The 13,393-nt window shown below is 51.6% G+C and carries 6 protein-coding genes; 3 read left to right on the top strand and 3 right to left on the bottom strand.

The window, feature by feature from the left end; all coding sequences use genetic code 11:
• Positions 1–90: 90 nt before the first annotated feature.
• Genes ADH68_RS02285 through ADH68_RS02275 form a run of 3 tightly spaced genes read left to right on the top strand, consistent with a single transcriptional unit; the run spans position 91 to position 5,808 of the window.
• On the top strand, positions 91–1,263 hold the full coding sequence (locus ADH68_RS02285) for an efflux RND transporter periplasmic adaptor subunit (RefSeq protein WP_068959977.1): 1,173 nt from the start codon (positions 91–93) through the stop codon (positions 1,261–1,263).
• Positions 1,263–4,391, top strand: coding sequence for an efflux RND transporter permease subunit (locus ADH68_RS02280; RefSeq protein WP_068959978.1), 3,129 nt, complete (start codon positions 1,263–1,265; stop codon positions 4,389–4,391). The genes ADH68_RS02285 and ADH68_RS02280 overlap by 1 nt, the downstream gene beginning before the upstream one ends.
• Entirely contained in the window at positions 4,366–5,808 is a 1,443-nt protein-coding gene (locus ADH68_RS02275; RefSeq protein ID WP_068959979.1) for an efflux transporter outer membrane subunit, read from the top strand. Before ADH68_RS02280 ends, ADH68_RS02275 begins: the two co-directional genes overlap by 26 nt.
• A gap of 102 nt (positions 5,809–5,910) precedes the next feature.
• Here the strand turns inward: ADH68_RS02275 and ADH68_RS02270 are convergent, their stop codons facing one another.
• From ADH68_RS02270 to ADH68_RS02260, 3 genes are all read right to left on the bottom strand, one after another.
• The gene (locus ADH68_RS02270) at positions 5,911–8,577 is read right to left on the bottom strand and encodes a glycoside hydrolase family 31 protein (RefSeq protein WP_084273919.1); all 2,667 of its coding nucleotides are present in this window, start codon (positions 8,575–8,577) and stop codon (positions 5,911–5,913) included.
• 57 nt (positions 8,578–8,634) lie between these two features.
• A complete protein-coding gene (locus ADH68_RS02265; protein ID WP_068959980.1) occupies positions 8,635–11,271 on the bottom strand; it encodes an endonuclease/exonuclease/phosphatase family protein in 2,637 nt (878 codons plus the stop codon).
• Positions 11,272–11,372: 101 nt separating this feature from the next.
• Complete coding sequence (locus ADH68_RS02260) at positions 11,373–13,001, bottom strand: T9SS type A sorting domain-containing protein (RefSeq protein ID WP_099421466.1); 1,629 nt, start codon at positions 12,999–13,001, stop codon at positions 11,373–11,375.
• Between the last annotated feature and the right edge of the window lie 392 nt (positions 13,002–13,393).

Genomic DNA, 13,393 nt, shown 5'->3' with positions numbered 1-13,393 from the left:
TATCCATTTGTTGTTGTTTAATGATAATAGAGCATTTTGCTATATTGTCATCACATTAAATTCAAGGTAATAACTACCTCACACATTATTATGCTGAAACAATCATTTTCCAAATTGCCGCGCAATAAGCGTATTGTAGCTTTGGCTGTATTGCTGTGTGTAATTGTCGCCATTGCTGTAGCGGCAGTGATTCTTTTGCGTAAACCATCTGCTACTGTGTTATCTCCTGTGGTCACTGTGGCGCCGGCACGTATCGACGATGTAGAGATATATGGTGAATATGTGGGTCGTGTAAGAGCCTCCCAGTTTGTAGAGGTACGCGCGCGCGTCGAGGGATATCTGGAGAAGATGCTCTTTGACGAAGGCTCCCATGTAGAGAAAGGGCAGGTGCTGTTTGTGATTAATCCGGACACCTATCAGGCCAATGTCGATAAGGCGCAGGCCCAGCTTAAGAAGAATGAGGCACAGGCCCAGAAGGCTGCTCGCGATCTTGAGCGTGTGCGTCCGCTCTATGCTCAGAATGCCGCGTCGCGTCTTGACCTCGACAACGCCGTGGCTGCATACGAGACAGCCCAGGCGGAAGTGGCTATGAGCCGCGCCGACCTTGCTCAGGCTCGTCTGGAACTCAGCTATACTACAGTGCGCTCACCCATAAGCGGACGCATATCCGAGCGCAATGTCGACCTGGGCACTTTGGTAGGCCCGGGCGGAAAATCGTTGCTTGCCACAATCGTCAAGAGCGACACGGTGCTCATCGATTTCAGTATGACATCGCTTGACTATCTGAAAAGCCGCGAGCGTAATGTGGAGCTCGGCGAGCGCGATTCGTCGCGTTCATGGCAGCCATATGTCACGATTACCCTCGCCGACAATACCGTATATCTGCGCCGTGGTCTGGTCGACTTCGCCGAGCCGCAGGTCGACCCGAAGACAGGCACATTCTCCGTACGCGCCACAATGCCCAATCCCGAGCGTGCGGTGCTCCCCGGCCAGTTTACAAAGGTAAAGATATTGCTCGACGTTCGGGAGGACGCCGTAGTGGTTCCTGTAAAGTCGCTTATCGTAGAGCGTGGCGCAAGCTACGTATATGTGATGCTCCCTTCGGGAAAAGTCGAGAAGCGATTTGTGGAAATCGGCCCCGAGGTCGACAACCGTGTTGTAATCGAGCGCGGTCTTGTCGCAGGGGAGATGGTGGTTGTCGAAGGGCAGCATAAACTGTCGCCAGGAATGGAAGTCACATATAAGACTGAGGAGGGCGAGTGATGAAACCTGGATTTTTTATTGACCGACCGGTATTTTCAGCAGTGATATCGCTGCTGATTGTGATTGTCGGCATTATCGGGCTTATTGCTCTTCCTGTCGACCAGTATCCGCAGATAACGCCTCCGGTGGTGAAGGTAAGCGCCTCATATCCCGGAGCCAACGCGCTCACTGTATCGCAGGCGGTGGCCACTCCTATCGAGCAGGAACTTAACGGTACGCCCGGTATGCTTTATATGGAGTCGACCAGCAACAATTCGGGCAGTTTCAATGCCACGATTACGTTTGACATATCGGCAAATCCCGAGTTGTCGGCTGTAGAGATACAGAATCGCGTAAAACTCGCAGAGTCGCGTCTGCCCGCGGAAGTGGTACAGAACGGTATCAGTGTCGAGCGCCAGTCTCCAAGCCAGCTGATGACCATGACGGTCACCAGCTCCGACCCTAAGTTTGATGAGATATATCTCAGTAATTTCGTCACATTGAATGTGATAGACCTTATACGCCGTCTCCCGGGCGTTGGACGCGTAAGCAATATCGGAGGACGATATTATGCGATGCAGATATGGGTCGAGCCCGACAAGATGGCCGACCTTGGCATCACTGTCGCCGACCTTCAGAAAGCTCTCAAGGACCAGAACCGAGAGTCGGCGGCAGGAGTGCTCGGACAGCAGCCTGTAAAGGGACTCGATGTCACTGTGCCTATTACCACACAGGGGCGTCTGTCGTCGGTATCGGAGTTTGAGGAGATTGTCATACGTGCCGATTCCGAAGGCTCGATAATACGTCTGCGCGATGTGGCGCGTATATCGCTTGAAGCGCAAAGCTACAATACCGAGAGCGGTATCAACGGAGAGAACGCGGCAGTGCTCGCCATATATATGCTCCCCGGAGCCAATGCCATCGATGTGGCCCGCGAGGTGCGCGAGGCTATGAAAGAGATAAGCAAGAGTTTTCCGGAAGGCCTCGATTATGCCTTCCCCTTCGATATGACCACCTATATCAACGAGTCGGTGCATGAAGTCTACAAGACGCTTTTTGAGGCGCTCGTGCTGGTTATATTCGTGGTATTCCTGTCGCTTCAGAGCTGGCGTGCGACGCTTATTCCACTTATTGCCGTGCCTATTTCGCTTATAGGTACGTTTGGCTTCATGCTCATGTTTGGCTTCTCGCTCAATATGCTCACATTGCTCGGACTGGTTCTCGCCATAGGTATTGTCGTCGATGACGCCATTGTGGTGGTCGAGAATGTGGAGCGTGTGATGCATGATGAGAATCTGCCTCCGCGCGAGGCTACCAAGCGCGCCATGGCCGACCTTACAAGTCCGATTATCGCTACGTCGCTTGTGCTGGCTGCTGTGTTTGTTCCGGTGAGTTTCCTTGGAGGCATTATTGGCCAGATGTATCGTCAGTTTACAGTCACAATCGTGGTGTCGGTGCTGCTTTCTACGGTGGTGGCTCTGACGTTGAGTCCGGCCATGTGTGCCATTATCCTGCGTCCGGCCGGAGAGGGGCCTAAGAACCGTCTGTTCAGTGCTATAAATCGCTGGCTTTCATCGGGAAGCAGCCATTTTGTGGCAGTTACCGCGCGGGCTGTGAACAAGCGCAAGCGTATGCTTTCGGGATTTGCGGTCATGCTTGTGGCGATTTTCTTCATCAACAAGTTTATGCCCTCGTCGTTTCTTCCTGTCGAGGACCAGGGATATTTCAAGGTAGAGATAGAGCTTCCGGAGGGAGCTACTCTCGAGCGTACGCGCGCCGTGTCGGAGCGTGCCGTCGAATATCTGATGGATAATCCTGCTATAGCTTACGTGCAGAGTGTGGCCGGCTCCAGTTCGCGTGTCGGCAGCAGCCAGGCGCGCAGCGAGCTCACAGTGATAATGAAGCCTTGGGGCGAGCGCGACGGAGAGACTATCGACGATGTGATGGCTGAGGTGCGTGCCGGATTGCAGGAATATCCGGAGTGCAAGGTATATCTGAGCCGTCCGCCGGTGATACCCGGACTCGGTAATTCCGGTGGATTCGAGATGCAGCTGGAGGCTCGCGGCGACGCCACTCTCGACGATCTGCGCCAGGCCACTGACACGCTTATGTACTATGCCGCGCGCTGCAAGGAGATAAGCGGGCTGTCATCGTCGCTGCAAAGCGATATTCCGCAGCTATATTTCGATGTCGACCGTGACAAGGCTATGTTGGCCGGAGTTCCTCTTGCCGATGTGTTCTCTACTATGAAAGCTTTCACCGGCGCGGTTTATGTGAATGATTTCAATATGTTCAACCGCATATACCGTGTGTATATACAGGCGGAGGCCCCGTATCGAGAGCACCGCGACAATATCGGACTCTTCTTCGTACGCAGTTCGGGTGGAGCTATGCTCCCGCTTACCGCTCTTGGCTCTACAAGCTATACTACCGGCCCGGGCACCATACGCCGTTTCAACATGTTTAATACGGCGCTGATAATGGGTGATGCGGCCAAGGGCTACAGTTCGGGCGATGCGATGGCGCGTATGGAGGAGCTTGCCCGCACGCATCTTCCGTCGAATATCGGCGTGGAGTGGAGCGGACTCAGCTATCAGCAGAAGCGTGCCGGGTCACAGACTGGTATGATACTCGCTCTGGTGTTTCTGTTTGTATTTCTCTTCCTTGCCGCTCTGTATGAAAGCTGGACAGTGCCGCTCGCAGTGTTGCTGTCGCTTCCGGTGGCAGTATTGGGCGCATATCTTGGCACGTGGGCTCTCGGACTTGAAAATGACATCTATTTCCAGATCGGACTTGTGATGCTCATGGGTATGGCCGCTAAAAACGGAATTCTGGTCGTAGAGTTCGCCAAAGAGCGTACCGACAGTGGTATGTCGGCTCTTGAGGCCGCAAAACATGCCATCCGACTACGTTTCCGTCCGATTGTGATGACCTCTACGGCATTTATTCTCGGCATGCTCCCGATGGTCATCGCATCAGGCCCCGGGTCTGCTGCCCGCCGCTCGATAGGCACCGGTGTGTTTTTCGGAATGATTCTTGCCGTAGTGGCGGGAGTCATGCTTGTGGCATTCTTCTTTGTTGTAATCCAATCGGCTATGGCCCGGCATAAAAACAGGAAAAATAATGGTAAAGCAATCAAGACTGACTGAATATATATTGGCTATATGCGGGGGGCTTGTGCTCCTCTTGTCGGGGTGTCGTGTAGGCGTAAATCTGCCACATGCCGACACAGTGATGCCCGACCGGTATGTTGAATCATGGAACGGCTCGGCCGATACACTGACCATGGCCGATTACAGTTGGTGGGAGATATACGGCGACACTGCCTTGCAGGCTGTAATCGACGCGACACTGCGCAATAACCGCGACCTGGCTGTGGCGCGTGCGAGGATAAAGGAACTCGCTGCGATGAAGCGGGTGGCCTCGGCCGCGCTTCTGCCAAGTGTGTCGGGACAGGCCTACGGACAGCGTGAGACCCTCAATTATGGTGGTGACAGCCATAAGGGTGACCCGGAGTTTGGACTTAAGGCTACAGTAAGCTGGGAGGCTGACCTCTGGGGAAATCTCCGCTATGCATCCGATAAATCAGCATCGGAGCTTCGCGCGGCCATATGGTCGGAGAGAGCATTGCAGATGAGTCTTGTGGCAGAGGCTGCAAAATCCTACTTTGAACTCGTGGCGTTGCATACCGAACTCGCGATTGTAAAGAGCACTCTTGCCGCCCGACGTGAAAGCGAGCGCATTGCAAAACTCCGCTACGAGGGTGGACTTACTGCCGAGACCTCGTATCTTCAGGCAAAGACCGAAACCGCACGCACCGCTACATATCTGCCGCGCCTCGAACAGCGTATCGCGGCTATGGAGAATAACATATCGACTATCATGGGCGAATATCCGTCGGGCATAGTGCATGCCGACCGTACGGCTGATTTCAGTCTGCCCGAGCGCCTTCCGGTGGGTATGCCTTCGACTCTGTTGCGGCAACGTCCCGACATAAGGGCCGAGGAGGAGAGGCTGAAATCAGCATATGCCCAGGTAGGTGTGGCCTATACCGACCGATTCCCGCGCCTTACGCTTACGGCTACCGGCGGATTGGAGAATGAGGAACTTGGCCATTTCCTGAAATCGCCGATGTCGTTTCTCAGTGCCGGACTGCTCGGCCCGATATTTGACTGGGGTAAGCGTCAGGGTGCCTACAGAGCCGCTCAGGCTGCTTACGAAGGGGCCGTGAGCCGATATGAGGGTGTGGTCATTAATGCGTTCTCCGAGGTGCGTACGGCGATAAGCAATTATACCAAGGTGCAGGAAAGCTACGATTCGTGGGCCGCACTTGAGCGTGACGCCAAGGCTACTATGGAGCTTGCCCAGGTACAATATATAAACGGCGCTGTCGGATATCTTAATGTGCTTGACGCTCAGCGTAGCTACTTTGACGCGCGTGTCGGCCTGAGCAATGCCATGCGCGACAAGCAGACGGCGCTTGCTGATCTGTATCTCGCTCTGGGCGGCGGCTGGAGTGACAACGCGACATCTGTCGACGTAAAAGAGGAGCAAGCCAAGCAGTAGACTTTTGTTGAAGCTCCTATAGAATTGCCGGATAAAACAACCGTCGGGTCAGAGATGACCACGGTTGTTCTATCCGGCAATTATTTTGTGGGTTAAAGAGCGTTACAGCCCGAGTTGTGCGGATACTCGTGTCTTGAATCTGTCGCCCGAGTATTCATGATTCCTGATAATCGAAGGGAGTTGGCTGTATGCCTTGTCGAAATCGTCGAGATAGGTGGCGATGGCCTGCGGATTCTCAAGTATGAAGTTGGGACACTGTGATACTTTGAGATATCCTTCAGGGAGCATAATATAGCTTTCGCCGTTGAGGCTCTGTTCTTCCTTGAATTCGGGTGTTAGTGTGCGGCAGCGACGGAATATCTGCTGCTTGCCGTATAGACGCGCGGAATCGCCCATGCCGTCGGCATAATGGAGCACGACTTCGGCATCGGTATCGACGGGGAGCATCTCGGTGTATACGGTCGGCTGAAGCGACATGCCGTCGTAGCTCCATGTGCCGGGCTGCGGGAAACGGGAATATGGGTATTCCTTTCCGTCGACCTCGACTGATGTCGGTGGCATCGTGGCCGGGAAGCGAAGTTCGTAGGCGCGTCGGGAGGGTGCGTTGTGGAATGTGCCCTTTCTTGCTCCGATTTTTACGTTGACAGTTTTGTCGGAAGTGTTTTTGCTGATTTCGGTAGTGGCGTAAGTGTTGATATATGCGTCGGTCTCACCGTCATCCTCGTAGTGGGAAAGCGAGCCGTCGGCGCCGGGTATGAACGTAAGTACGAGTGTGTCGCAGGGCACCTGGAGCGATTTTACCGATGAGGGATTCATGGGCAGTATAGCTCCGGCACGCACGTAAAATGGGTTTTCAGCGAGCGTGTAGGAGAGATTGAGTTCGGTATTGCCGTCGTAGAGATGGCCGGTGGAGTAGTCGTACCATTTTCCTTCGGGGAGCCATACCGAACGGTCGGCGAGGCCTGTCACCGTGTCTACAGGGTGGGCGACAGCTGTGGCGATTATGTCGTCGCCGAAGAAATATTGCTCGGGCACATTATATGCTTTGTCGGTCTCGGGATATTCGTAGTACATCGGTCGGCACATCGCCACGCCGGTGTCGTAGTTGGCGCGTGCCGCATTGTAAATGTATGGCACGAGCGCATAGCGCAACTGTATGGCGTCGCGCATCATGAACTGATGGTCGGGGAATGCCCATGGATAGCGCACGATGCGGCGGTCCTTGGTGGAGTGGGTCTTGAAAATCGGGGTGAACACTCCATATTGAAGCCAGCGCAGATATAGTTCGGGGTCGGTCTCCTTGATGTCTTTATGAAACATATGTCCGCCGATGTCGTGGCCCCAGTATCCATAGTTGACATTTGATGCCGTCGAGGTGAACCAAGGCAGAAATGCCAGAGTCTCCCATGTGGCATATGTGTCTCCTGAAAATCCGAGAGGATAGCGGTGTGAGCCGAGGCCTCCCCAGCGGTGGTAGATAAACGGGCGTTTGTTTAATCCGTCGGTACCCTCAGAGGCGCGTTCGCGGGCATGGCTGAAGAATGTGTGGTTGAGCCAGAATGTATTGCTGAGTCCTTTGGTGTACTTAGAGTCGAGCCACTGCTGCCAGTCGAGCCACCAGAAGTCGACGCCCATATCCTCCATCGGAGCGAGAACGGTATTGAAATATGTGTCGGCCCATTTCTGCTCGTCGATTCTGAAAGGCACGCTTTTCCCTTTCTCAGTCCAGCCGTATGCCTTTGTAAACGCATCGTAGCACTCTTCGTAAGGCTGTATGCCTGATGCGGGATGGAGGTTGAGGGCGGTGAGGAGATTCGCGCGATTGCTCCATTCGAGGAAGTTTTTCGGATTGGGGAACAGTTCTTTCTGCCAGGTGTATCCGGTCCAACCTACACGCTGTCCGTACTCGTCTTTGCGTGGATTCTTTTTTGTGAGTCCGAAGGTATCATGCCAGTCCATGTCGACAATCAGCACATCGATGGGAATGTCGTATGAGCGTAGCTTGTCTACGATGTCGACCATCTCGTCGTCGGAGTATTGCCAGTAGCGGCTCCACCAGTAGCCGAGTGTCGATTTCGGAGGCAGCATGGCGCGCCCGGCCACTTTCTGGTAGTCGGCAAGAGCCTTCTTGTAGTCATGTCCGTAAGCGAGGAAATACCAGTCCTGCCGCTCGCCTTCGCTACGTTCGGCCACCCATTCATTCCAGTGGCTGTCGGTAGGCACAATCAATGGCTTGCCGCTGTCGTCAATCAGGGCCCATCCGCTTCTTGACAGCAGACCGGTCTCCATGGGCTCTCGGCCAAGTTTCTTGCCGTCGCATCCGTCGAGCGTGCGCGTTGTGCCCATCAGATTGAGCGAGTCGGTGGTTCCCGGAGTCCATGTCATCTTTTTCAGTCCGGGTTTGAATGTGATTTTAAGGTTGGAGGCATCAAACGGACGCCCGTCGTTTTTATATGTAAGCGAGAGTGCGTCAGTGGTAATGGTAGCACCTTTCTTTGATGTGCTACTTTTGAATCGAGGCACGTCAAGCCGACGGTTGACGAATGTCAGGCTTTTGTTGTCCTCCCACTTTCCGTCAGCACACCATTCCATGCGTATCATCTGAGGGGTGAGCACCGTAAAGCGGGCATTGCCGCATGTGACTGTCGCCTTTTCGTTAGCCACAGGATTGGCGACTTCAGTGCTGACGTCGGTGGCCGACGCAGTCTGCGTATATACCGGCGAAAGCGCGATTGCCGCAGAGATAATGAATGATTTAGGATTAAGCATAAATTCTATGGTTAGACTTGTTGGTTTCGTCTTGTTGGTTTCGTTATGAAAGTTGACCTATTTCATTATTTTAAACGAGTGGCCAAGACACATTATTATATACAGCCCATCGTTTACTGACGATAAATCGAGAGTTAAGTCAGTATTTTCAGTATCGGTTGACGTAACGAGTCGTCCCGATAGGTCGACAGTCTTTACCTGTCCGAGCGGGCGGTCTGCGCTTATCCGCACTATCCCGTCGCGCATCACCAGCATCTCGGGCTTGTTGACGGTATGCCCGGCTTCGATATCATCAATTGCGGAATATTTTTCTCTGAATTCCACTGCTCCGGGCATGGACTTGCTGTTACGGTCGAGTCTGAGCTGGTCGGTTTTCAGCTGTGAGCCGATGCTGCCGTCAAAATCGATATCTACTGAGAATTCTTTTTCAAGATTTCGCATCAGTATCGATAATGTAGCCATGTCTTCGCCTCCGAATTTTGTTGAGATTAGTGGAACAAACGGGGTGGGGTATGAGTCGTCGCAAAGTATATCGGGTATGAATTTGTTGTCATCAATTTTTCCTGCCATCATTGCCTCGATTGCTTTGATGCCTTCATAGGCGTTTGGTGCCGTGTGAGACTTTGTGTCCGCAGCAAAACTTATTGTTGACGGGGCTGTAAATATATTGAGTGTTTCCTTTGTAAGACGTTCGGCATCGACTGTCACGTCGGCCTTCGCATTGGTGCCGTTGGTGGTATTGGCTGCTACAATACTATTGACAATCTTCGTCATACCTCCGTCGACAGTCAAAGCTGAGGCCAGAAAGTTGGCCGGAGAGGTACATGTGGCGTGATTGCCAGTGATTGTCACATGACCGAGATTGATTTTGGAGTCACTGACTTTTGTGAGTTTTGAGTCGGATGGACGGTTGGCGAGTTTTGCGTGCAGTCCTGTGCCTCCATATGTCTTGAGCACGTTTGGAAGACCACCCTTGGCATTGATGGTATTGCCGGCAAAGGTTGTGTTGACCGTGGTTATGGTCACATTGGGCATTTCGTCGTTAATGTATAAGGCTCCAGAGCATGCCGAATTGTTATTGGTAAATGATGAATTGACAATAAGAGCCTCGGCCTCGGTAAACCATATGCGTGATGCCTCGGGGCTACCGAATGTCACGTACATGGCACCTCCTGATTTTGTTGCGGTATTGCCGTCGAATGTGCATCCGTCAATATGCAGCAGGCTGTATACTCCTACGGCAGCCGCGCCACCGTATATTGCGCTGTTGCCACGAAAGATACAGTTGGAAAGGGTGATATTATTGGATGCGCAGTATTTTGGATTGGATGTGTCGTATATTGTAAGAGCACCACCGTATTCCTGTGCGCTGTTGTCCTCAAGCACAACGTTCTCCATTTTCAGGTCAGCGCCTCTGAAATGTACGGCGCCGTCAAGCGATGTGCTGGATGATTTGTAGCCAATGATATTGAAATTTCTAATGGTCAGCGATATCTGTCCGGGCACATATACCGGCGGGTGTTCAAGTCCGTTTCCATCGATTATCGACATGCCGTCGGTATTTGAGAATCCGTTTGTGTATCCTCCGATTATTGTTACTGTGTGATTGGGCTGTACTGATTCACGGTATGTGCCCTCGGCAACATATATTGTATCGTCAAGATCAGCTATTGCAGTCGCTTCCGAAATGGTACAGAATGGAGCGGTTATAGAGCCGTCGCCTCCAGCGCCGGCATTGCAGTCGACAAATATCGATTTTGCATGAGTAGGCGATAGCTCAGCATCGACATAGATTGGGAAATGGTCGCTTGAGGGATAATTTATGCCGTTGTGTGAGAATTCCTCGGTCACGATGTGGCGCTCGAGAATGTTCATGCCGCGGTAGAATTGGAAGTCAATCTCGCTCCCGGAATATGTCACGTCGGATACCGGATGATAGGCATTATATGTCCAGGTGCATTGGCGGTTGGTCACCGGCAGGGAGTAGTTTTTGTCGGCAGGAACGTCGACTGCAGCGTCATGGAATGTGGCGTTGTAGGCTTTCAGACCTTTCTGTGCATGGGCAGCATTGCGTGCGGAGTTATAGTCGGCAACAACCATTACGGGCAAATCTCCGGCCAGTTCCTTGATTCTTGACGAGATTAGCTGGGAACCGTATGGACCGTCGAGACTCCAGCCATTATTTGTGTGGGTTGTGGCATAGATGAATTCCTCTCCGGTAGACTTGACCTTCAGACGTATCCAGCCGATGACACGAGGATGACTCTCGATAGCGGTATCCCATCCATATGAGAATTTGTCGGGTGTGGGGCTAATGAAAAAAGAGCCTTGTGCGATAGCCTCGTATTTTGATTTTTTATATGCGGTTGCCACATATTCACGACGTGCAGTGCCGTCGCGATCCCAGGCAACGAGTTCATAATCAGTAAGCCATGCCCTAAGGTCGTCAAGTTGAGTTCGTCCGGTAAGAGGATTGCGATAGGAGCGTCCGCTCCCTGTCACTTCCTGGAATCCTACGACATCGAAATCGTAGTTGAGTATAATGTCGCGGCATATCGGTCCACGCAGGCCCCAGTCTTTACCTTCTGTATCGGAATCGGAGTTGAATCGTATATTGTATGTTGCGAGCCGATGGGTAGCCCCAGTTGATGTAATTGCAAAAGAGGCAAGTAGGATTGGGATGAATCGCTTCATGGGTGTGAGATTTTGTGTCATAAATCGCAGGAGAGCCGGTATGAATCGTATATTACTCTCCTGCGATTGTGAAAATATGGGATAATTGTTACGATAAATGCTTATCTGGCAATCTTGACGGAAGCATCGCCAAGGCGTACTATATATATTCCGGAAGCAACGTCTGTAATTGACAGGATACTGTCGTCGATACGTTGTGTTTTGACGATACGTCCTGACATGTCGTACACTGTAGCCATACCTTCAGCACCTTTGACGGTGAAGTTCCCGTTGCCTTTTGACGTAATGATAATTTGCGAGCCTCCGGTTGTGTAGACCGATGTAATGCCGGATGATGCGGGATTGGCATTTGGATCATAGGCTCCGCGATAGGTGGTAGTGGCGCGCTTGTTGCCGAAGAGATCGACCGACAGGTCTACATTGGCCCATCTGAAGTTTTCAGGCATTTCATAGCTCTGATAGTTTTCGAGGGCGTCAGCAAGATTCACGTCACCATAGGCGGCTACCGGTTCGAGGAAATAGCGTCCGTCTTTTTCTGTGATTTTATTCGAACCGAATACTTCCGACATTGCCGGTGCCAGCCAGTTGTCGGTAGACTGCTGTGTGCGCACTGTACAATTATTGGCGGCATAGGTGCTGAATATACTTCCTGTAATTGAGTTGTCGCCTCCCGAGAGTATGTCGGACATGTCCTTGGAGTTCCATCCTTGAACGAAAATCGCATTGTTGGCTTTGTCATCGTTGGATGTTGCCTTTGTGTCGGTAATCATCAGATTTCCCTGAATATAGAAAGGAGCATAACCGTTGAATGATATAAGATTGCCTTTGCATTCAGATGCTGTGGTCTTGAAATTACATAGTGTATTGAATGCGAAGAAATTAGTGATATAATTGTTTGAAGCGGTTGCGTTGGCGCATCTCAGGAAACCACCGTTCTGCTTGATTGTCAGGCCTCCGCCATCGACAAAGCAGTTAACCATTGCAAGTGTCGCGCCTTTGTCCTGCATTGACATTCCACCTCCATAGCATGCCGCTGCTTTGGCTTCGGGACTCTCGATTGTGTTGTTGACCATTACACATCCCTCAAGCACTATGTCTGTGACTTCGGTCTCTGATCCGCGGCCATTGAGTATACACTGAAACCAATTGTTCTTTGAAACATCGGTATTGATATTCTTATTATTAGTCCATACACAGTGTTTTGCATGGAACTTTGAGCCTGATGCCGGCACTACAACGCCGCCACACCACGAGGTGTTGCTGTCGAATACGACATCTTCCATAAGTACTTTTGCACGTGTGCAATTGAAGGCGGTGCCGCTATATGTAGTGGTCTGCTGTCCGACGGCACCTGTGATAGTGATACCTTTGAATGTTGTAGGCTCATATGAGGGATTGTCGCCTCCCGATACTTTTATAAAGGGCCCGGTCCCGTTTTTCCCTTGAGCATTGAATATTGTTTTGTTGACCCATGGATTGTATCCGGAAGTATCGGTATCTGTGGCTGTGGCAGGAAAGCCGCCGATTACTGATATGCCAACTACAGGGCGAATCTGAGTGCCGGTATATGTGCCTTCAAGAAGATACACAATATCTCCGGGCTCGACATTCTCGATTACGTCGGCAATACTTTCGGCCGGGAAGGCGTTGGTCCAGGAGTCGCCGCTCTCATCACCGGCGCCGGCGGGTGAGCAGAACCATTCGGTAGCATTGGCATTCAGTGTTGCCATGAGGCATGCTGATGCGAATAAAGTAAATTTTTTCATGATGTCGGTAAAAAATAATGATGATTGGTTTGGTGTATGATTGATGAATGCGGGTCGCCAATTCCATTTTGGCAAAAGATGTCGGCGACCCTTTCTGATAGTCGTGACAGTTAGAGCTTGTTTAATAATAAATGTTGCCGCCAGGGTCGTATAGCTTGAGTCGATTTTCGACATGTGACGAAGGAGTGTACTTTATGTACATGACTGAGGAACAAGGCGAAAAGCGGCCAAGATATACGAGACAAAAGGTAGCTTTATAACCATTCAATCTCTTGCCTGCTTTAAAGCAAATGTAAAAATATATCAACAATATGGAACAAATTACATCACTTCGGTCATTCGCCGGCATATTTCCG

Origin of the sequence: Muribaculum intestinale, from assembly GCF_002201515.1 — a bacterium.
Classification (GTDB): Bacteria; Bacteroidota; Bacteroidia; order Bacteroidales; family Muribaculaceae; genus Muribaculum; species Muribaculum intestinale.
This window is presented reverse-complemented; position numbering and strand designations above follow the sequence as displayed.

Coding starts and splice junctions, on each gene's coding strand:
- ADH68_RS02260 (WP_099421466.1), bottom strand. CDS start 13,001: ATGGCAACACTGAATGCCAATGCTACCGAATGGTTCTGCTCACCCGCC.
- ADH68_RS02265 (WP_068959980.1), bottom strand. CDS start 11,271: ATGAAGCGATTCATCCCAATCCTACTTGCCTCTTTTGCAATTACATCA.
- ADH68_RS02270 (WP_084273919.1), bottom strand. CDS start 8,577: ATGCTTAATCCTAAATCATTCATTATCTCTGCGGCAATCGCGCTTTCG.
- ADH68_RS02285 (WP_068959977.1), top strand. CDS start 91: ATGCTGAAACAATCATTTTCCAAATTGCCGCGCAATAAGCGTATTGTA.
- ADH68_RS02280 (WP_068959978.1), top strand. CDS start 1,263: ATGAAACCTGGATTTTTTATTGACCGACCGGTATTTTCAGCAGTGATA.
- ADH68_RS02275 (WP_068959979.1), top strand. CDS start 4,366: ATGGTAAAGCAATCAAGACTGACTGAATATATATTGGCTATATGCGGG.